This window comes from Thermodesulfovibrionia bacterium, assembly GCA_030646035.1.
Taxonomy (GTDB): domain Bacteria; phylum Nitrospirota; class Thermodesulfovibrionia; order UBA6902; family UBA6902; genus JACQZG01.
The window spans coordinates 15,767-36,354 of record JAUSMY010000040.1 but is presented as its reverse complement, the minus strand read 5'-3'; the positions used below and the strand labels follow the sequence as shown (position 1 = coordinate 36,354).

The window sequence follows — 20,588 nt, the reverse complement described above, 5'->3', positions numbered from 1 at the left end:
GAAGAAGATTGGCAATACTTATAGTCGTCAATGACCCCAGCGACCTTCCGATCCATTTTGAAGGAAGTGAACTTGTAGCTGCAAAGACCTATCTTACCGATCCGGGCTATGCCGCGATGCGTGACGTGAAGGTCTTCAATCTCTGCCGGTCCTACCGGTATCAGAGCACCGGCTACTATGTCTCGCTGCTTGCCGCCGCAAGGGGGCACAAGCCCATTCCGAGCATCAGCACGATACAGGACCTTAAATCCCAGACCATCATACGGGTTGCTTCTGATGAAGTTGAAGAACTTATTCAGAAGAGCCTTGCCCCTATCCAGTCGACAGAGTTTGTGCTCAGTATTTATTTTGGACGGAATATGGCAAAGAGGCATGACCCGCTCTGCAACCATCTATTCAAACTTTTTGAGTCTCCATTTCTGCGGGCTATATTTGTCTTTAATGACAAAGAGCAGAAATGGCAGATACAGAATATTAATCCCATCGCAGTGAACGACATCCCTGAAGAGCATCGCGCTTTTGTGGTTGAAGCCGCAAGTGAGTATTTCCAGAAGAGGCGGAAATACACCAGCAGAAAAAAGGCGCCGCGATTCGACCTCGCTATCCTCTTTGATAAAGATGAAGAGGAACAGCCTTCAAACCCGAAAGCTATCGAACGTTTCATAAGGTCTTCGGAATCTCTCGGAATGGAAGCGGAACTTATCGACAGGGAAGATTTCGGCAGGCTCAGCGAGTTTGACGCGCTCTTCATCCGTGAGACCACAAGCGTACTTCATCATACATACCGCTTTGCAAGCAAGGCTGCGGCAGAGGGACTGGTTGTTATTGACGATCCTGAGTCCATACTGAAGTGTACCAATAAGGTCTTTCTTGCGGAACTGCTTGAGCGCAACAAGATGCTGACTCCAAAGACGGTCATCGTTCACCGCGAAAATGCAAAACAGATAACCGGTATGCTCGGTCTGCCCTGCATCCTGAAAAAGCCGGACAGTTCGTTCTCACAGGGTGTCATAAAGGTTGAGACTGAGGAAGAACTGAGGCTGAATGTGGGGAAGATGCTCGACCGTTCAGAGCTGATAATCGCCCAGGAATTCCTGTCAACACCTTTTGACTGGCGCGTCGGCGTCTTTGATCGGCAGCCGCTTTTTGTATGCAAATATTACATGGCTAAAAAACACTGGCAGATAATAAAACGCGACCTGAACGGTTTAAAGACCGAAGACGGCAGGGCTGAAACTATCCCGGTGGAGCATGCTCCAACAGGCCTCATACGCGCCGCGCTCCGCGCCGCAAACCTGATAGGCGACGGTTTATACGGTGTCGACATAAAACAGGACGGCGACAAGTATTACATCATTGAAGTGAACGACAATCCCAACATCGACTACGGGGTTGAGGACGCGATACTCAAAGAAGAGCTCTACCTGAGGATCATGCGTGTCATATTGCGCAGGATAGAACAGCGCAAGGAAACATGGTATTAACCTGTGGCTGCGAATAGACTGAAACTGTTTGAAGGCTGCGGCATTGAACTCGAATATATTATCGCAGACTGCGAAACGCTTGATGTCATGCCTGTATCCGACGAAGTCCTCCGCTCTGCAGCAGGACGGTACACGACCGATCATTATAACGGCAGCATGGGCTGGTCAAATGAACTTGTCTCTCATGTCATGGAGATCAAGAACAATGATCCCGTGCCCTCGCTGAAGGGGCTTTCAAAATCATTTCATAAGCAGATAACAGACATCAATAAGATCCTCAGCCCGATGGGCGGAATGCTCATGCCCTCTGCCATGCATCCGTGGATGAACCCCCGAAAAGAGACCAGGCTATGGGCGCGCCGTTACCATAATGTGTACGAAACCTACGACAGGATATTCAACTGCAAGAGGCACGGCTGGGCAAATGTCCAGAGCATGCACATAAATCTCTCTTTCAAAGGTGATGATGAATTCGGCAGGCTTCATGCCGCTGTACGGCTGCTCCTACCGATGATCCCAGCGCTCGCCGCAAGTTCTCCTGTTGTTGAAGGGAAGATCACCGGCTTGCAGGATACGCGGCTTCTGCATTACGCCGCAAACCAGAAGAAGGTTCCTTCGATCATGGGAAAGATAATTCCTGAACCTGTCTTCACAAAGGCTGAATACAAAGAAAAGATACTTGGGAAAATGTACAGGGATATAGCGGAATATGATGATGAGAATATCCTGCAAAATGAATGGCTCAATTCAAGAGGCGCCATACCGCGTTACGAGAGAAACGCGATGGAGATACGTATTGCAGATACGCAGGAATGCCCGCGCGCTGATATCGCCATAGCTGAGATAATCATATCAGTCTTAAAACTTCTTGTTGCTGATGAATGGTCCGGCTATGAAGAACAGAAGGCATGGGGAGTGAACGCATTGCTTCCGGTCTTTAAAAGCACCATACGCGATAGCGGAAGCGCGGTAATTGAGAATGCGCATTATCTCGAGATGTTCGGATTCTTTGGAAAGAAGGCAACTGCAAATGAATTGTGGAAGCATCTTATAACTGAAGCCGGAAAGAAAGCCGCCATTTCTTCTGAATCGCTTGAAATACTCAGGCTCATTACAGAAGAGGGAACTCTCTCAAAGCGAATACTCAGATCCATTGGCAGAAACCCTTCACATGAAAAGCTGAAAACGGCATATAAAAAACTTTGCGAATGCCTCGCTGAAAACAGGGTGTTCATTGAATAAGCCATTTGAGATAATCATCTCCTGCGAACACGGCGGCAATCTTGTGCCGCAGGAATACGCACATCTTTTCAAGGGCAAAGAAAAACTGCTGAAGAGCCATAAGGGTTTTGATCATGGCTCATATGAACTCGCAGGAGCCATTGCAGAAGATCTCGGAGTCCGCTGTTATTACTCAGAAATCACACGCCTGCTTGTTGACCTGAACCGGTCATTAAAACATCCGAACCTCTTTTCTGAAATAAGCCGAAAGATCGACCGTGATGAAAGAGCCAATATCCTAAAAAAATACTACCATCCCTACCGGAATGCTATTGAATCAGTTATTGCAGAAAAGATTCATTCGGGCAAAAATGTTCTGCACATAGCGGTTCATACCTTTACGCCTGTGATTAATGGCGTGAAGCGCACTGCAGATATTGGGCTGCTATATGACCCTTCGAGAATGAAAGAAAAAGATTTCTGCATCCGCTGGCAGAAGGCGCTCACCGCCTCAAATCACGATCTCGTCGTCCGCCGCAATTATCCCTACCTCGGCAAAGCCGATGGTCTTGTGACATATTTCAGAAAAAGTTTCCCGCAGAGACAGTATATCGGGGTTGAGCTTGAGGTCAATCAGAAATTTCCCGTCGGAGATAAGAGGCACTGGAGAGAACTTCAGGCGAATATCATTAAAGCGGTTAGCGATGCCCTGCTTTGCAAATAGAATTATATTGACCCTGCTAAGAAATATTGTTATTATCCAGATAACTATCTAATAAAAATATGGTTAGGAGATAATATGAAACGTCTCGTTGCTCTATTAATCGTATTGGTGTTACTTCCCCTATGCGCTCATGCTGAGATAGAGAAAATTGCCGTTCCGTGTGAAACCGGGGTGTGTTTCTATTGGTGGCCCAAGATGCCAACTTTAAAAGGCTGGCACCATGACCGTGATCATAGTTACATGTACAGCGCCAATGCTCAAGCACCTGACGGTTATACATTCGCCAACGCTGAATCAGTTATCTACGTGAAGGCGCTTTACAAGCCAAGAATTCCTGAAATAAAATCTATGGATTCGTTGATTAGCGATGACAAAGAGCAGTTCATGTCACAAGATCCCAGTCTAAGCATTTCTGAAGTTACTTCACTTACTACTGCTGATGGTCAGCTTCTGAAATCGTATACATTTTTCCCGAAAGAAAAGGGAAACTGGGAGCAAGCGTCATACGGCGAAGAAGGTGATTTCTATCTAATCTTCACTCTTAGTTCTCGTTCGCAAGAAGGATATCAAAAAGTACTGGACGCATATAAGCAATTCATAAGCACGTACAAGGCCAAACCCTAACATGCGCAAAAAGACACGTGTCTCACCCGTGCATTGTGGGATTATATTAATATTGTAAAATTTATATAGGAGGTGTTCACAATGAGACCAAATGAAATCGTAAAAGAGATAGATAAATTGGACTTGTCAGAAAAACTACTATTAGTTGAGGATATTTGGGATGCTATTGCTCGAAACAATGAAGTGCTGCCAATGCCGGAATGGCAAAAAATCGAATTAGACAAAAGATACAAAGATTATAAAGATGGAAAACTGGAACTTCATGATTGGAAAAGTGTTCATGAAGAGCTGCGTGATAAATATAAATGATTCTGCGCTATACAGACAGGGCTAAAGACGACCTTGAATTAGCGTTTGAATGGTACGAAAAACAGAGAAGAGGACTTGGTTTTGAATTTCTCGACTGTATTGAGGTATCGCTAAATAACATTCTCGCTTTCCCGGAGATGTACAAAACATTATATTCCTGTTTAAGAGGCTGTGTCATTAGAAGATTTCCTTTTTCAATATTTTATTCTATCGAAGGAAACGAAATAGTAATTCATTCTGTTTTTGATAACAGACAAGACCCTCAAAAACACCCATAACAAATCACCACAGCGAACACCATAGGTACATTCGCTGAATAAGCCAGAATCCGCCTGCAACTTGGAATTAACCGCGCTTTTAGCATATAATTCTATAAAACAAAAAAGGAGAATGCCATGGGTGCTGAAGATGTAAATGAATTAACAATGAACTATGAAGAGGACAATGTCCAGCTCGTCAAGGAACTTGACAAGGTGATACTTTCAAAAGGCGCGTGGGCGACTTTAATGTTCAGATACCAGCAGTGGGACAAGAAGAACGAGACGTTCGGAGAAGAGAAATACAGTATCCGCCGCTACCAGAAGACCAACGGGGTGTACAGCCAGAGGTCCAAGTTCAACATATCCAGCAAAGAGCAGGCGAAGAAGATCATTGAAACGCTGCAGGAGTGGACCAAAGAGTAGGCAGTTCGCAAGATATGATCTTCCATGAAGACACCCGAACTCCTGGCGCCTGCCGGCAACTTTGAAAAACTGATAACCGCGCTTCACTACGGCGCCGACGCGGTATATCTGGGGCTTTCTGAATTCAGCCTCAGGGCAAAGGCCGGTAACTTTGATGAAGATGGGCTGATAAAGGCCGTTGAGCTGGTCCATCAAAAAGGCAAAAGAATATATATCACTGCAAACATCATACCTCACAGCAGAGATATCTCTCCGATAAAAGATCATTTAACCTTTCTAAAAAGGGCAAAACCGGACGGAATAATAATCTCTGACCTCGGCATCTTTGAGATGGCAAAAGATATCTCGCCGGAGATCCCGATCCATATAAGCACGCAGGCAAATATCACAAACCCTAAGACCGCCCTATTCTGGGAAAAGGCCGGTGCTAAAAGGCTCGTCCTTGCAAGAGAGCTTGCGATCGATGAGATAAAAGAGATACGCGACAGTGTATCAATCGAGCTTGAGTGCTTTGTCCACGGCGCAATATGCATCTCTTATTCTGGTAGGTGCTATATCAGCAGCTTTCTCGCCAACAGGCCTGCCAACCATGGGGAATGCACAAACTCCTGCAGATGGAACTATACGCTAATGGAGGAGAAACGGCCTGATGAGTTTCATCCTGTTTATGAAGACAAGCGAGGCACATACATGATGAGCTCAAAAGACCTCTGCATGTTAGAGCACCTTGATAAGCTTGCCGATGCAGGGATTGACAGCTTTAAGATAGAGGGGCGCATGAAGGGCATAAATTACGTTGCCGGAGTGATCAAGACTTACAGGGAAGCGGTTGACAGCCTGAAGGATCGTCCCTACGTTGTGCAGGAGAGATGGCTTAGAGAACTTTCCATGATCTCAAGCAGAGGTTATACAACAGGTATGTTTCTTGGCAAGCAGCCTGATGAAGATTACAATCATAATGAAGAAAATGTTTACAGGATGAGCCATGATCTGGTCGGCATAGTGAGATCAGTCCATAACGGCAGAATCGATATCCTATTAAGGAACAATCTCAGCACAGGAGATAGTGTCGAATTCCTGTCAACAGGACTTGAAGATAGATCATTCATTGTGGATGATATATGTAATGAAAAGGGAAAGCACGTTGATGTGGGCAGGAACGAAGAGATCGTATCAATCCCTTCTGTTGATGGAGTGAGAGAAAATGATCTTATCAGGCGTGTCAAATCAGATAACTAATTCAAAAAAAGGAGATATGCCATGAAGATGAAGAGAGCCATTGTTGCAGTTGTTAGTTTTATCGTATTGTTTGCCGGAATCAGCGCCTCAGAGGCAAAGAGCAGGGATGAGATAAACATAGACGCTGACGCCACTCTGGCGCAGTTCCAGAAAGAGATCCCCGGAGGGAGTGAGTTTCTCAAAAAAGCAAAAGGCGTGCTTATCTTCTCCGGAGTGATAAAAGCAGGCATCGGTGTAGGCGGAGAATACGGCGAGGGTGTGCTGCGTATAGACGGCAAATCAGAAGAATATTACAGCACAGCCGCAGCATCTATCGGGTTTCAGCTCGGGGCGCAGTCAAAGTCAATAGTTATTGTATTCCTCGAAAACAAAGCGCTTGCCGATTTCAGGAAGAGCGACGGATGGAAAGCCGGGGTAGACGGCTCAGTCGCCATAGTGAAATGGGGTGAAGGAGGCGACATCAATACCATGAATATAGAAGACCCGATAGTCGGCTTTGTATTCAGCAATAAAGGGCTTATGTTCAACCTGACCATCGAGGGTTCAAAATTCACAAAAATAATCCGCTGAAACAGTCTGTCAAAGGAGGCCTTGCAGATGAAGGTTATCGGTTTTAACGGAAGCGCGCGCAAAGACGGAAATACGGCTATACTCTTAAATTCTGTTCTGGATGAGATAAGCAGAGAAGGCATTGAGACCGAACTCTTTCAGATGGCAGGCAAGCCTATCCACGGATGCATCGGATGCTTTAAGTGCTTCGACAAAAAGGACAAGAGATGCAGCGTTGATAATGATATCGCAAATGAATGCATCGAAAAGATGCTTGAGGCTGACGGTATCATTCTCGGCTCTCCCACCTATTTTGCCGATGTCTCTGCAAATATGAAGGCTCTGATCGAAAGAGCAGGCATGGTATCACGCGCCAATGACAATATGTTAAAGCGCAAGGCAGGAGCCGCTGTTGTCGCCGTACGGCGCGCCGGCGCCAGCCATGTCTTCAGCTCTTTAAACTACTTCTTCCTCATAGGGGAGATGATAATCCCCGGCTCAAGCTACTGGAATATCGGCATCGGAAGAAAACCGGGCGAGGTCAAAGATGACAGCGAAGGGATTGAGACCATGAAGAAGCTCGGAGAGAACATGGCATGGCTTATAAGGAAGATCAATTCCTGACATTTATCTTTAACTTATTAGAATTGTAACCACCCGCTATTTAACAGTAGCTTAATCACATATAGAAAGAATATAATTACAAACATATGGATAAAACTTATCATTTTATTTAATGGAGGAGCATATGAAAACGAAAGGTTTTATTTCATCTTTATTAATAACTTCAGTAATTATCCTAACCTTCGGAACCGCCCTCGCCTCACAAGATATCACCTCAACCAAAGTCAAAGAGTCTCCTGCCATTGACGGAGTTTCCAATGACAAGGTATGGGAGGGTATAAAAAGCTTTAAGGTAAAAGATGTCAGGACAGAAGCAGATGTGACAATTAAAAGTATTTACACTGATGATATGATCTACTTTCTGGTCAAATACCCTGATGCTACTGAAGACAGGCTCCACAAACCATGGGTATGGGACAACAACCTGGAGTCATACATACTCGGCCCGCAGAGAGAAGATACCTTTACCCTCAAATGGAATATGATGGACCATAAAGTCGATCTCTCCAGTTTCTCGGACGATGACTATACTGCTGACATATGGTACTGGAAGGCAAACCGTACTGACCCGAGCGGGTATGCTGATGACAAGTACGACATAATCTCAGCAGTCTCTCAGAATAAATCACAGGAAGTTGTAAGTACGACAGGAAAGAAGCGTTATCTTCTGAGGCTGTCTGATGAAGGGAACCCCAGCTATCAAAATATAATACTTACCGAATACAAAGGTGACATCATAGACCAGTTCACGCATATAAAGCCCTCAGGAAGCATGGGAGATATCCCTGCCAAAGGCGTATGGAAAGAGGGCGTATGGACTATCGAGTTCGGCCGCAAGCTTGATACAGGGCATAGCGATGACATCCGGTTAAGCCCCAAATCCGGGGAGAAATATCTCTTCGGAATATCAATCCCCGGCCTCTACGGAGAGCCCATTGATAAGAAAACAGCGCACTGGTATGGACAGGGGAGAATATCCGAACCGCTTTTCCTGATATTTAAATAATTATGAATAAGTTGCATATATCAAACCGCGCCCTCCGATACATCGGCCTTGGAATACTTGTATTCCTCATAGCCGTTATCAGCCTGCTTGACATCTACCACACTTCATACATGAACAGGGAACTGGCTTCTTTAGAGGAAGGGCACAGAAAAAATCTCAGGGATATAGATGAACTTCTTTCAAGGTTTGTTGATATAAGGGGGCAGCTCACCGTATATGTAATTGAAGGCCATACAGATATAAAGCCTTTGCTGAAAAACATCAAACAGCTTACTGCAGATTCAGAATCCCTGAAAGATACTCTTATCCATGAAGATGACAAAGTAATGCTGAAGGCCTTTATTGAAAAATCAAAGAAATACAGAACTGCAGTGGTTGCTTATTCACAGGAGCTTGCCACTGGAAGTACCGGAGAAGGGGTGCGCTCATGGGAAAAGGTACTCCTTGAAACAGAACATTCAGCCCATGAGAATGTGCTGGCACTGAAAAACAATGTCCGGGTCGAGATAAGCAGGCACATGGAAGAGATCATATCTAAAGGAAAGCGGTCACAAACACTCAGTTTGGTTTTCGCTGCCATTGGAATATTGTCCGGTATTCTGCTCGCCTTTCTCCTGCAAAAAGCGCTATCCAGGCCGGTGAAGAACCTTGTTACTGTTTTCCAATCTGTTGCTGACGGGAACCTCAGCCAAAAGGTTGATGTAGCCTCAGATGATGAGATCGGCCAACTCGGCCTCGCATTTAATAAGATGACCCAGAAGCTTTCTGAAGTCTTGGTCTCAAAAAGCCACCTCGACGAGATCCTGGAGTCTATTGCTGACATCATGGTCATACTGGATTCTAAAGGCAGGATCAAGAACGTTAACAATGCAGCGGTGAACCTCCTCGGCTACAGCAAAGATGAATTGATAGGCAGTGAATTCGGCATGCTGTGCGGTAAGGCCGGAAGAGAGACAGACCAGGCTGATTTCTTCGGCATGCTCCTTGATGCAGGCATTGTCAGGGGATATGAGACCTCATGCGAGACAAAGGGCCATGACTCAATACCATCCATCCTGTCAGGCTCTGTGCTGAAAGATGACCACGGCGATATCACCGACATAATAATAATAGCCAAGGATATCACTGACCGCAAATCAGTGGAAGCCCTGCTTATGGATACACGCGAGAAGCTTGAGACAGACAGAAAAAACCTTCACCATGCACTTGAAACCTTCTCGCAGATCATTAACGAGGTTGAGGCAAAAAAAGGTTTCACTAATCATGAATACAAACCTGTTCATAATCCCTACATCCCCACCTGCTGGGAATTTAAAAAGTGCGGAAAAGAAGACTGCCCTGCTTATGGAAAACATAATGTGAGATGCTGGCAGCTTGCAGGCACACACTGCGGGGGACAAGTGCAGGGACAATTCGCACAGAAATACGGCAGGTGTGAGCAGTGTGACGTTTACAAGATGTCCACAGCAGATGCGCTTTATGAAACAACCGAGACCTTCAACAACATGATGTTCATCCTTGAGGGTACCCACAAGGATCTTGTATCAGAGCGTATCAAGGCTGAAGAAGCAAACAAGATCAAGTCCGAGTTCCTTGCAAACATGAGCCATGAGATACGCACACCGATGAACGCTATTGTGGGGATGACCTCGCTGGCGCTGGATACCGAGCTTACGGATGAACAGTATGATTTCCTTTCAATTGTTAAAAAGAGCGCTTATTCCCTTCTGAACATAATAAATGACATCCTGGACTTTTCAAAGATCGAGTCAGGGAAGATGCCTATAGAGCATATAGATTTCAACCTGAGGCTTACAGTAGAAGGGGTTGCCGAGACCCTCGCCTTCCAGGCATCTGAAAAGAATCTCGAACTCGCATGCATGATCCATCATGAAGTGAGTTCACTGCTGATAGGCGACCCTGCCAGGATACGCCAAATACTGCTGAACCTGGGCAACAACGCTATCAAGTTCACTCATAAAGGGGAAGTGGTAATAAGGGCCGAACTTCTGGAAGAGGACGATGATGTGGAAAATATCCTCTTCTCTGTTTCAGACACCGGGATAGGGCTGCCTGAAGACAAGCTGGATATGATCTTTGATGAGTTTTCACAGGCAGACGGCTCCACAACACGCATCTATGGAGGAACCGGGCTGGGCCTGTCTATATCAAAAAAATTAGTTGAACTCATGAACGGAGAGATAGGCGTTGATACCACACCGGGCAAAGGGAGCAGGTTCTGGTTCAATCTGCCGATAAAGAAACAGAAAGATATTCAGCCGATACCTGTTGATAAGACAACGCCGGAATTAAAAGGCATGAGAGTGCTTATAACCGACGATAACAAGACCAATAGGCTGATACTTGAGAAGACACTGGAGAACTATGGCTGCAGGCCGGTATCAGTTGACAGCGGAGTTGCAGCTATCAGGGAACTCAAGAAAGCTGCTGCAGCTAAAGACCCGTTCAAGGTCATGCTGCTTGACATGCAGATGCCTGGAATGGACGGTGAGCATACCACTGTCATTGTTAAGAACACGCCTGAGATCAAGGACACGGAGATAATTATTCTTACATCTCTGGGGAGCCGGGGAGATGTTGCCGACATACGGAATATAGGTTGTTCAGGCTATCTCATAAAGCCTGTTAAGGAATCTCTGCTTTTAGAAACAATTGTCACTGTGCTCAGCGGAAACGAAAAGGATAGATCGACCCATAGACATAAGATCGTGACAAGCCACACATTGAGGGACACAAAGTACCAGAGCGTAAATATACTGCTTGCTGAAGATAATCCGGTCAACCAGAAAGTGGCTCAGAAAATACTGACAAAAGCAGGGTATCAGGTTGATATTGTTGAGAACGGCAGGCTGGCGCTTGAAGCGCTGGATAAGAAAAAGTACGATATTGTTTTAATGGATATACAGATGCCGGAGATGGACGGCATCAAAGCCACAAATGAGATCCGCTTAAGAGAGAACAATGGCATGCACACAACAATAATCGCAATGACAGCACATGCGCTGAAAGGCGACTTTGAGCGCTGCATCGAAGCCGGGATGGACGACTACCTGTCAAAACCTATTGAGCCTCAGGAGATGCTGGAGAAGATCTCCAAGTGGGTAAGATCCAAAATAGTCATCCCAAAACCGATAGCAACAAAAACGACTGACGACATTACTGAATCCGGAGCCAAACCTGAATCAGATACACCTGTAGACATAAAGAGCGCGATGGCCAGGTTCGATGATGACAAAGACTTTTATAAAGAGCTGTTGAATGAATTTCTTTCTTATGTACCGGATAAGATCAAGGCGATCGAGGACGCCGTGGCATCAGGAGACACGGACACTGTGCAGAAGAATGCGCACAGCATAAAGGGCGCGGCAGGAAACCTGAGCGCCACAAGGGTGCAATCCCTTGCATTGGCAATAGAGCACAAAGGCCGAAACAATGATATATCCGGCCTCACACAGCTTGTTGACAATCTCAGGTCTGAGATATCCGAGTTGAATAAATTCGCAGAGAGCATTTAAACAGTAAAAGGCAAATATGAAGATACTTGTTGTTGAAGACGACCTCATATCAAGAAAACTCCTGGAGAAGACCGTCAAGGCCTGGGGCCACGAAGTAATAGCAGCTGAAAACGGAATGATAGCGTGGGAGATATTCCAGCAGGAAGAGATCAAGTTCATAATCGCAGACTGGATGATGCCGGAAATGGACGGGGTCACATTGTGCAAAAACATACGCGCCTTGAATAAAACAGGATATATTTATTTTATACTGCTTACCGGCAAAGACAAAAAAGGGGACATAGTAGAAGGGCTTGAGGCAGGCGCTGATGATTACGTTGCAAAACCTTTTGACGTGGCAGAGCTTAAGGTCAGGGTCAGGGCAGGAGAGAGGATACTGAACCTTGAAAAGGAGCTTACACAAAAAAATGATGAACTTGGCAATTTAAATAAAAGGCTGGAGGAGATAGCCAGAACAGATGCCCTCATGGAGATCGGGAATCGCCATGCCTTTTATGAATCGATTAAGAAGTCCCATCACCGTGCATGCAGATACCTTCAGAATTACGGGCTGATAATGTGCGATATAGATTACTTCAAGAACTATAACGATACATACGGCCATTTGGAAGGAGATATTCTCCTTAAGAAAGTTGCTGACACATTAAAAGAGGTCATCAGGATGTCAGATGACATATTCAGATGGGGCGGTGAAGAGATAGTCGTAATTGTGCATGAGCAGGTGAAGTCTCAGGCAATACTTGTTGCTGAAAAACTGAGGCAAGCCATAGAGTCTTTAAGGATCGAGCATAAAGGCTGTGAAAGGGGCTACCTTACCATAAGCTGCGGGGTTGCGGCATTTAACGAAAACGACAACCACAACCAGTGGAAGGATATCCTCGAACGAGCCGACAAGGCCCTCTACATCGCAAAACAGTCCGGCAGAAACCGTGTCTGCGTACCGACAGATAAAGTAGAAACAGCGCCCTCTTCATAACTTATGTAACTCAAGCTTCAATAACTTCCCCTCGCCCTAATAACTTCTTTTATGATAAAATCAGCATGTCCCAAAAGCTATACTTTGACCGGAGGATGTAATGATAAAAGAAGCCATAAGTTTGTTAATAGAGGGCCGAGACCTTTCGAAAGTCCAGATGGCTGATTCCATGAGGGATATCATGGAGGGCAAGTCTACAGACGCGCAGACAGCCTCTTTTCTGACAGCCCTGAGATTAAAGGGCGAGACCATTGATGAGATCACTGGCGCGGCGGTCATCATGCGCGAAAAGGCGACAAAAATAAATTCTCCCCTGAATACGGTTGACACATGCGGGACAGGCGGCGACATGGCGCATACATTCAACATCTCAACTACCTCTGCCATAGTCGTATCGGCATGCGGCGTGCCTGTCGCAAAGCACGGCAACCGCTCTGTCTCAAGCAGGTCGGGAAGCGCTGATGTTCTTGAGGCCCTCGGGGTCAAGATAGACCTTGAGCCTAAAAAAGTAGAGCGTTGCCTTCAGGAGACCGGATTCGGCTTCATGTTCGCTCCGCTCTTCCATCCTGCCATGAAGTTCGCAATAGGCCCTCGAAAAGAGATGGGCATAAGGACCGTCTTCAATATACTTGGGCCTCTTACCAACCCTGCCGGCGCAAAGAGACAGGTGCTCGGAGTATTCAGCGACCCGCTTACAGAGACAATGGCACATGTGCTATGTAACCTCGGCATTGAACATGCATTTATCGTTCACGGCAAAGACGGGCTGGATGAGATAACAAATACAGACGATACAAAAATATCTGAACTGAAAAACGGGACTGTGAATACCTATTACTTGTCTCCTTCGGATATAGGATTTAAAAAAGCAGGAAAGGATGAGCTTGTCGGAGGAACAGCTGAAGAGAATGCGAAGATAACAATGGACATACTCAAAGGCTTAACCGGCGCCAAAAGGGATATAACCATAATGAACTCAGCCGCAGCCCTGATAGCAGGCGGCCACGCGAACGGTTTTTTTGGAGCTGTTAAACAGGCTGAAGAGGCCATTGACTCAGGAGCCGCGCTCAGGAAACTTGAAGAGATAATAGCGATTACAAATAAACTTTAAAGCTGGAAGTTGTGGTTTTTTCCTTTAAAATTATATGCCTTTTCACTCTCAAATTTTAACTTTTCCGTTGTTTGACTAAAGACCCCTGATATTCTAAAATCTATCATGCATTCCAGCTACGTTCCGCTTCACCTCCATACCCATTACAGCTTGCTTGATGGGGCAATTAGAATTGATGACATGATCGAGAAGGCCCTTGAGTATAAGCTCGCGGCTATCGCTATCACTGACCATGGAAACATGTTCGGCGCGATAGAGTTTTATAAAAAGGTATCAAAGGCAGGGCTGAAGCCTATCATCGGCTGTGAGGTATATGTCGCGCCTGACAGCCATTTGAAAAAAGCTTCATCCAACGGAAAAGCAGAGACATCTTTTCACCTGATACTCCTTTGCAAAGACATACACGGTTATCAAAATCTGACCCGGCTGGTGAGCAAGGCGTATCTTGATGGATTCTATTACAAGCCGAGGATAGACAAGGATATGCTGTCGCAGTACAGCGGAGGGCTTATCGGCCTGTCAGCCTGCCTTAAAGGCGAGGTGTCGTTTCTTCTTCATAGGGGCATGGTAGACGAGGCAAGAGATGCGGCATTAAGCTATATGCATATCCTCGGAGCGGATAACTTCTATCTTGAGGTTCAGGCAAACGAGCTTCCTGAACAGGATATAATCAACAGCCAGATAATAGAACTTGGCAAAGACCTCCACATAGGGGTGGTTGCAACCAACGACTGCCACTATTTAAACAAAGAAGACTCAAACGCGCATGACGCGCTCTTATGCATACAGACCGGCAAGACCCTTGATGACAAGGAGAGAATGCGCTTCTCAAAGAATTCCTTCTATTTCAAGAGTCCGGACGAGATCAAAGCTTATTTCAAAGATAATCCTGAAGTAATTGAGAATACAAAGAAGGTTGCGGAAAGATGCAATCTTGACCTTGTGTTCGGGGAGTTCCATCTGCCCAGGTATAACGCAGACAGCACTGATGACCTTGACTCATATTTAAAGCGGCTTACAGAGTCAGGGCTGAAGGAAAAGCTCGGCGGCGATATACCGGAAGAATACGCATCAAGGCTGGTTACAGAACTTAAGACGATAAATGAGATGGGCTTTTCCTCCTACTTCCTGATAGTCTGGGACTTTATCAAATATGCAAAGAGCATGGACATCCCTGTCGGCCCGGGAAGAGGTTCTGCGGCAGGAAGCCTTGTTGCTTACAGCCTTGATATAACCGGTATCGACCCTATGAAATACGACCTCCTGTTTGAGAGGTTCTTAAATCCTGACAGAGTGAGCATGCCTGATATAGATATAGATTTCTGCATGGACAGGAGGTCAGAGGTAATTGATTACGTGACCAATAAGTACGGCAAGGATCATGTCGCTCAGATCATAACGTTCGGAACCATGAAGGCGCGTGGCGCCATAAGGGATGTCGGCAGGGTGATGAACATGCCTTATGCTGAAGTGGACAGGGTCGCCAAACTCATCCCCTTTGACCTGAAGATGACCCTTGACAAGGCGCTTAATGCAGAGCCTCAACTGAAAGAACTTTACGAAACAAATGACGAGATAAAGAAGCTGATAGATATCGCCAAAAGGCTTGAGGGCCTCTCAAGGCACGCCTCAACGCATGCAGCAGGAATTGTTATATCACCGGAACCCCTGACCGATTACCTTCCGCTTTACAAGGCTTCTAACGAGGATGCCGTTGTTACACAGTATGATATGGACGCGATAAAAGATTTGGGACTGCTCAAGTTCGACTTCCTGGGCCTCAAGACGCTCACTGTAATTGACAAGGCTGAAAAGATAATCAACAGCAACCTTCTGCCTGAAGACAAGGCGGAAGCCGGACATTTTTCTATCAAGAATATCCCTCTTGATGACAAAGAGACATTTGATCTCCTGAGCTCTGCAAAGACCACAGGCATATTTCAGCTTGAAAGCTCCGGCATGAGAGATCTGCTTGTAAGGATAAGGCCTTCGGTCTTTGAAGACCTTATAGCCCTTGTGGCGCTTTACAGGCCCGGCCCTCTTGGGAGCGGCATGGTGGATGAGTTCATTAAAGGAAAGAAAGACCAGGAATCTTCAAATGAGATAATAACCTCAGGCTCTCTGTCAAAGCTATCACTGCCTGAGCTGGACAAGATACTTAAAGAGACACACGGCATCATCCTCTACCAGGAGCAGGTTATGAAGGTCGCGCACAAGATCGCAAACTTCACGCTTGCACAGGCTGATATCCTTAGAAAAGCTATGGGCGGAAAGAACCCTGAGGAGATGGAGAAGCTTAAGAACACATTCATCGAAGGAGCAAAGAAGAATAAGATATCCGAGAAGAAGGCTGAGAAGCTGTACGGCCTTATACTTCAGTTCGCCGAGTATGGTTTTAATAAGTCACATTCCGCAGCATATGCGCTTATAGCATACCAAACAGCATATCTTAAGACCCACTACCCTGTTGAGTTCATGGCAGCATCCCTGAGCTCGGATATGGATAATACTGAAAAGGTCGTTGCCTATATTATCGAGTGCAGGGATATGGATATAGAGATACTTCCACCTGACCTGAATGAGAGCAAGCGGGAGTTCACAGTCATGGGAAGGGCTATTCGTTTCGGCCTTGAAGCGGTAAAGGGTGTAGGGGGCTCTGCTATCGAGGCGATAATCTCAATAAGAGACAGCGGCCGTTTTGTTTCATACTTTGATTTCTGCTTAAGGGCTGATTCAAGAAAGGTAAATAAGAAAGTTATCGAAGGCCTGATCAAAGCTGGCGCCATGGATTCATTCGGCAGAAGGGCGCAGCTTATGGAAGCATTGGGCCCTGTAATGGATGCTGCGATGAAGTCACAGAAAGAGATGCACTCAGGGCAGGGAAGCATGTTCGACATGCACACCCCTGCGGCAGAAGATCTTCCTGAAGTCGAGGAATGGAGCGAGTCAAAGCGCCTGACCATGGAAAAAGAAGCGCTTGGTTTTTATATATCAGGGCATCCGCTTAATAAGTTTAAGGAACAGCTTGCTAAACTTTCAGTCAAGTCTACAACATCAATAAGGGAATGCAATGACAAGGAAGATGTCAATATCTGCGGCATAGTGCAAAGCATCAAGAAGATAACTACTAAGAAGGGAGACATGATGGCAGCCCTCACTATCGAGGATATGTACGGAACTGCTGAGGCGGTCGTCTTCCCTGATATATACACAAAGTGCAGCGAGCTTTTATCACAGGAGGAGCCGATAGTCATAGCAGGGCATATCGACAAGTCTGACAAAGGCGTGAAGGTTATTGCCAAAGAGGTCGTCTCTATAAATGATACCGCAGGAGCGTTGAAGGCTGTTTCAACATCAGGAAGGGCTGCCAGAGGAAATGGACGGGAAAAACCCACAGAACAAAAATACAGGTCACTTGTGCTTGTAATGAATAACGATACCGATCCGCTAAGGCTCAGGAAGCTTCAGGATATATTCACAAAACATTCAGGCTACTGCAATGTATTCCTTAAGATCATATCTCCTGAAAAATGGGAGACAACACTTTCAACCGATTTCAAGATTATGCCTTCCAACGAGCTGCTTGTTGAGGTGAAAAATATCCTTGGAGAAAACTCCGCAATTCTTAATTAATATTATATAATTATACCTATGCATAATTATCTTGAATTTGAAAAACCTGTAGTAGATCTTGAGAATAAGATCGAAGAGCTGAGGCGTATAGCTGACGGCAAGGACGTCAATATAACATCTGAGATACGCAAGCTTGAGAAGAAGGCCTCTGACCTGAGGATCAATATCTTTTCAAAACTTACGCCGTGGCAAAAGACCCAGATAGCCCGGCATTCTGACAGGCCCCATACCCTTGACTATATAAAGCTCCTGATGGAAGATTTTGTCGAGCTTCACGGCGACAGGAACTTCTCTGACGACCCGGCAATAGTAGCAGGCATCGCAAGGTTTGAGGGCTTCCCTGTTGTAGTCATCGGACATCAGAAGGGCAAGACCACGAGGGAGAGGATCGAAAGAAACTTCGGCCAGCCCCACCCTGAAGGGTACAGAAAGGCCCTGAGGATAATGAGGCTCGCTGACCGTTTCAATAAACCGCTCATAACTTTTATTGATACGCCCGGAGCCTATCCCGGACTTGGCGCTGAAGAAAGAGGCCAGGCTGAAGCCATTGCCAAGAACCTCTATATGATGTTCAAACTGAAAAACCCTATCATCTCTGTTGTGATCGGAGAAGGCGGAAGCGGAGGAGCGCTTGCCCTTTCAGTTGCAGACAGGATACTTATGCTTGAACATTCGATCTATTCTGTCATATCTCCTGAAGGATGCGCAGCTATCTTATGGAAGAAAGCGCCTAACGAGACCGGGCCGAAAGATTTTGAAAGGGCATCCGCAGCGCTTAAGATCACTGCGGAAGACCTTAAAAAGTTCGGGGTCTGCGACGATATAATACCCGAACCAACAGGCGGCGCACACAAAGACCACAAAGAGATTGCAGAGAACATGAAAAGAGCGTTATTGCTCCACATCGATGAACTCTCCAGAAAAACCCCGGAGATGCGTATCAAAGAGAGATACGACAAGTTCAGGAAGATTGGCGCGGTTAACGGAGATAGTATTTAGTTCCTCGTTCCGCTAAGTTATAACTTCTGCGCTACTTCTTTATGCCGTATATCATTTGTGCTTGCCTTTTCTTATCCATACAACTATGATATTCATATTCCAGCAATACGGTTGGCAGTATACTAATTATTATGCCTCTAACGATACATATATGCTCAGGTAATTAGATGACATCAGACGATTCTCAAAATCCATTAAATATGGGACCAGATCCTTATGCAGGTGACACTTTTGTTTTACCAAAAACCAAGTGTACGTTAGAGCGACGATTGTTTTTTAGACGACTCAATGAAATTACTGGATTTCTTTATGTTACTAAATTCTCCCTTGATGAATGTAAAAAACGTTATGCAGAAACGATTATTCCCAAGTTACCATTCAAAGAAAAGACACCTATCAAAATTCAACTTAATAGTGGCAATTATGTTGTTATGCCTGCTGCACGATTACTTAACTTCACAGTTGATGGAGTTAATGTTTTGACGAGACAGACCTTGGTAATGTTTTATGGTTCTTTTGAAACATATTTATACCAACTTTTTGACCGTTCTTTTCAGGCTGTTGGTATCACTGAAAATCAATTTGATATTTCTCGGGATATACTCATGTCACGAAAATGGGATGGTAAATTTTGCAAGATGAGTGAAGTTTTTAATATTGGGTATAGAGCAAACGATATAGTTAATCATTACTCTAGTTTTCCACTGGAGTTTGAGGGCACAAAACACAAAAACCCATTACATTTTCTAGATGATCTAGCGCAGGTACGTCACAGAATTGTCCATGCTTCAAGTATTCTTGAAAAAGACAAGATGATTTTCATTGACATTAATAGTTCACATGAATTATTTGGTTTCTTTTTTCTTCTTACTGACTATATTGACATTCTTTTTGCTAAAAGATTTGGTTATACAAGAGACGAAGTCAATCCAGCGGAGGCATAACCATGCGCTGCAGATGAACGAGTACCACAGGACACTTTTTGAGGTAGCATTGTTATGAGGTATGCAAATTGGTTTGGAGGTTTGTTGTTATCTTGCAGTGGTACTCGTCACTGAGCTTTACGTTATGTGGGAAGCAAGTCAAATGAATAGAATCTGGAGGGACATACCATGATTGAGATGAAGGATCTAGTGCCCATTGTTATTTCAATAGTAGCATTGCTCGGCTCAATTATCAGTCTATACGTATCAAAATTTCGTATGGGCGAACTCCATCTCACCGCTGGTGAGCACACTGCCATCAGCCACGACTTGGAGGGGCCTGTCTCGTTCATCTTGGCAGTGAATTTTGCGAATGCTGGCTCCAAGCATCTCACCGTTGATAGAGTTGCCCTCTTGATCCAGCATAGCGGCAGCCCCGAGGGTTACCTTCTTGAACCTGCTTATTACCTTGCCTTTGGAGAGAGCGGGGAATTAATACGTGACTCACTGGCAGTTCCTATCACAGTCTTTGGTGGAGAGAATGTCACTAAGCAGGTTCAGTTTTCTTCTTCGATTGAACGCCCATTTGAGTACCAGATGACTAAGGATGGCACCTATGATTTGACACTCCTAGCTTGGTTGCACGGCTCAACCAAACCTAGCATGTCGGATTGTTTTTCCCTTGTGGTAGAGGAGGCACATGTAGCGAAGCTGCTCAGCTATATCAAAGAAAAGAAGAATCTTACAGTCATGCTTAAGCAGTCAAAATGGCGCAATTGGGATGCCCATAGCTGCAAAGCGAATGAGGTTGAGGGAATTATTGAACACGCGACTTCACTGCCATATCTAGTAAATAAGAAACGTAAGTGATTCAGCATTCACCTAACACGGCGCTCAACCAGACGCGGCAAACAGCGTCGCTCAGGTTAGCTCGGCGTTGGGCGGAG

General features: G+C 45.4%; 18 protein-coding genes. All 18 read left to right on the top strand.

All coding sequences use genetic code 11. The features are described 5' to 3' along the window. Nucleotides 1-8 precede the first annotated feature (8 nt). The 18 genes from Q7U10_06435 (at nt 9) to Q7U10_06350 (ending at nt 20,511) form a co-directional block, all read left to right on the top strand. Nucleotides 9-1,484, top strand: coding sequence for a RimK family protein (locus Q7U10_06435; protein ID MDO8282248.1), 1,476 nt, complete (start codon nt 9-11; stop codon nt 1,482-1,484). A gap of 3 nt (nt 1,485-1,487) precedes the next feature. Continuing rightward, nucleotides 1,488-2,726, top strand: a complete 1,239-nt coding sequence (locus Q7U10_06430) for a glutamate-cysteine ligase family protein (GenBank protein ID MDO8282247.1) — start codon at nt 1,488-1,490, stop codon at nt 2,724-2,726. Next, nucleotides 2,719-3,429 (top strand): N-formylglutamate amidohydrolase, encoded by a 711-nt coding sequence (locus Q7U10_06425; protein MDO8282246.1) that lies wholly within the window; start codon nt 2,719-2,721, stop codon nt 3,427-3,429. The genes Q7U10_06430 and Q7U10_06425 overlap by 8 nt, the downstream gene beginning before the upstream one ends. Nucleotides 3,430-3,504: 75 nt before the next feature. Continuing rightward, nucleotides 3,505-4,053, top strand: a complete 549-nt coding sequence (locus tag Q7U10_06420; protein ID MDO8282245.1) for a hypothetical protein — start codon at nt 3,505-3,507, stop codon at nt 4,051-4,053. Between the two features lie 81 nt (nt 4,054-4,134). Next, complete coding sequence (locus Q7U10_06415; protein MDO8282244.1) at nt 4,135-4,362, top strand: addiction module protein; 228 nt, start codon at nt 4,135-4,137, stop codon at nt 4,360-4,362. Continuing rightward, entirely contained in the window at nt 4,359-4,640 is a 282-nt protein-coding gene (locus tag Q7U10_06410; GenBank protein ID MDO8282243.1) for a type II toxin-antitoxin system RelE/ParE family toxin, read from the top strand. The genes Q7U10_06415 and Q7U10_06410 overlap by 4 nt, the downstream gene beginning before the upstream one ends. Before the next feature lie 117 nt (nt 4,641-4,757). Continuing rightward, the gene (locus tag Q7U10_06405) at nt 4,758-5,045 is read left to right on the top strand and encodes a hypothetical protein (protein ID MDO8282242.1); all 288 of its coding nucleotides are present in this window, start codon (nt 4,758-4,760) and stop codon (nt 5,043-5,045) included. Between the two features lie 24 nt (nt 5,046-5,069). Then, nucleotides 5,070-6,284, top strand: coding sequence for a U32 family peptidase (locus Q7U10_06400; protein ID MDO8282241.1), 1,215 nt, complete (start codon nt 5,070-5,072; stop codon nt 6,282-6,284). A 21-nt stretch (nt 6,285-6,305) separates the two neighbouring features. Next, on the top strand, nt 6,306-6,854 hold the full coding sequence (locus tag Q7U10_06395) for a YSC84-related protein (protein MDO8282240.1): 549 nt from the start codon (nt 6,306-6,308) through the stop codon (nt 6,852-6,854). A 27-nt stretch (nt 6,855-6,881) separates the two neighbouring features. Beyond that, on the top strand, nt 6,882-7,457 hold the full coding sequence (locus tag Q7U10_06390; GenBank protein MDO8282239.1) for a flavodoxin family protein: 576 nt from the start codon (nt 6,882-6,884) through the stop codon (nt 7,455-7,457). 124 nt (nt 7,458-7,581) lie between these two features. Continuing rightward, nucleotides 7,582-8,463 carry an ethylbenzene dehydrogenase-related protein gene (locus Q7U10_06385; protein MDO8282238.1) on the top strand — a complete coding sequence of 294 codons (882 nt, stop codon included), beginning with the start codon at nt 7,582-7,584 and terminating at the stop codon, nt 8,461-8,463. 2 nt (nt 8,464-8,465) lie between these two features. After that, nucleotides 8,466-11,999 carry a response regulator gene (locus Q7U10_06380; GenBank protein ID MDO8282237.1) on the top strand — a complete coding sequence of 1,178 codons (3,534 nt, stop codon included), beginning with the start codon at nt 8,466-8,468 and terminating at the stop codon, nt 11,997-11,999. A 16-nt stretch (nt 12,000-12,015) separates the two neighbouring features. Next, nucleotides 12,016-12,975, top strand: coding sequence for a diguanylate cyclase (locus tag Q7U10_06375; GenBank protein ID MDO8282236.1), 960 nt, complete (start codon nt 12,016-12,018; stop codon nt 12,973-12,975). 100 nt (nt 12,976-13,075) lie between these two features. Further along, entirely contained in the window at nt 13,076-14,086 is a 1,011-nt protein-coding gene (gene trpD / locus Q7U10_06370) for an anthranilate phosphoribosyltransferase (GenBank protein MDO8282235.1), read from the top strand. A 105-nt stretch (nt 14,087-14,191) separates the two neighbouring features. Continuing rightward, nucleotides 14,192-17,719 (top strand): DNA polymerase III subunit alpha, encoded by a 3,528-nt coding sequence (locus Q7U10_06365; GenBank protein MDO8282234.1) that lies wholly within the window; start codon nt 14,192-14,194, stop codon nt 17,717-17,719. An 18-nt stretch (nt 17,720-17,737) separates the two neighbouring features. Continuing rightward, nucleotides 17,738-18,718 (top strand): acetyl-CoA carboxylase carboxyltransferase subunit alpha, encoded by a 981-nt coding sequence (locus Q7U10_06360; GenBank protein ID MDO8282233.1) that lies wholly within the window; start codon nt 17,738-17,740, stop codon nt 18,716-18,718. A 167-nt stretch (nt 18,719-18,885) separates the two neighbouring features. Next, nucleotides 18,886-19,662, top strand: a complete 777-nt coding sequence (locus Q7U10_06355) for a hypothetical protein (protein MDO8282232.1) — start codon at nt 18,886-18,888, stop codon at nt 19,660-19,662. Between the two features lie 168 nt (nt 19,663-19,830). Further along, nucleotides 19,831-20,511, top strand: a complete 681-nt coding sequence (locus tag Q7U10_06350) for a hypothetical protein (GenBank protein MDO8282231.1) — start codon at nt 19,831-19,833, stop codon at nt 20,509-20,511. The last annotated feature ends 77 nt before the right edge of the window (nt 20,512-20,588 follow it).

What these genes read in the sequence shown, in the direction of transcription:
- Q7U10_06420 (MDO8282245.1), top strand. Translation starts at nt 3,505, where the DNA reads ATGAAACGTCTCGTTGCTCTATTAATCGTATTGGTGTTACTTCCCCTA.
- Q7U10_06415 (MDO8282244.1), top strand. Translation starts at nt 4,135, where the DNA reads ATGAGACCAAATGAAATCGTAAAAGAGATAGATAAATTGGACTTGTCA.
- Q7U10_06410 (MDO8282243.1), top strand. Translation starts at nt 4,359, where the DNA reads ATGATTCTGCGCTATACAGACAGGGCTAAAGACGACCTTGAATTAGCG.
- Q7U10_06405 (MDO8282242.1), top strand. Translation starts at nt 4,758, where the DNA reads ATGGGTGCTGAAGATGTAAATGAATTAACAATGAACTATGAAGAGGAC.
- Q7U10_06400 (MDO8282241.1), top strand. Translation starts at nt 5,070, where the DNA reads ATGAAGACACCCGAACTCCTGGCGCCTGCCGGCAACTTTGAAAAACTG.
- Q7U10_06395 (MDO8282240.1), top strand. Translation starts at nt 6,306, where the DNA reads ATGAAGATGAAGAGAGCCATTGTTGCAGTTGTTAGTTTTATCGTATTG.
- Q7U10_06390 (MDO8282239.1), top strand. Translation starts at nt 6,882, where the DNA reads ATGAAGGTTATCGGTTTTAACGGAAGCGCGCGCAAAGACGGAAATACG.
- Q7U10_06385 (MDO8282238.1), top strand. Translation starts at nt 7,582, where the DNA reads ATGAAAACGAAAGGTTTTATTTCATCTTTATTAATAACTTCAGTAATT.
- Q7U10_06380 (MDO8282237.1), top strand. Translation starts at nt 8,466, where the DNA reads ATGAATAAGTTGCATATATCAAACCGCGCCCTCCGATACATCGGCCTT.
- Q7U10_06375 (MDO8282236.1), top strand. Translation starts at nt 12,016, where the DNA reads ATGAAGATACTTGTTGTTGAAGACGACCTCATATCAAGAAAACTCCTG.
- trpD (MDO8282235.1), top strand. Translation starts at nt 13,076, where the DNA reads ATGATAAAAGAAGCCATAAGTTTGTTAATAGAGGGCCGAGACCTTTCG.
- Q7U10_06365 (MDO8282234.1), top strand. Translation starts at nt 14,192, where the DNA reads ATGCATTCCAGCTACGTTCCGCTTCACCTCCATACCCATTACAGCTTG.
- Q7U10_06360 (MDO8282233.1), top strand. Translation starts at nt 17,738, where the DNA reads ATGCATAATTATCTTGAATTTGAAAAACCTGTAGTAGATCTTGAGAAT.
- Q7U10_06355 (MDO8282232.1), top strand. Translation starts at nt 18,886, where the DNA reads ATGACATCAGACGATTCTCAAAATCCATTAAATATGGGACCAGATCCT.
- Q7U10_06350 (MDO8282231.1), top strand. Translation starts at nt 19,831, where the DNA reads ATGATTGAGATGAAGGATCTAGTGCCCATTGTTATTTCAATAGTAGCA.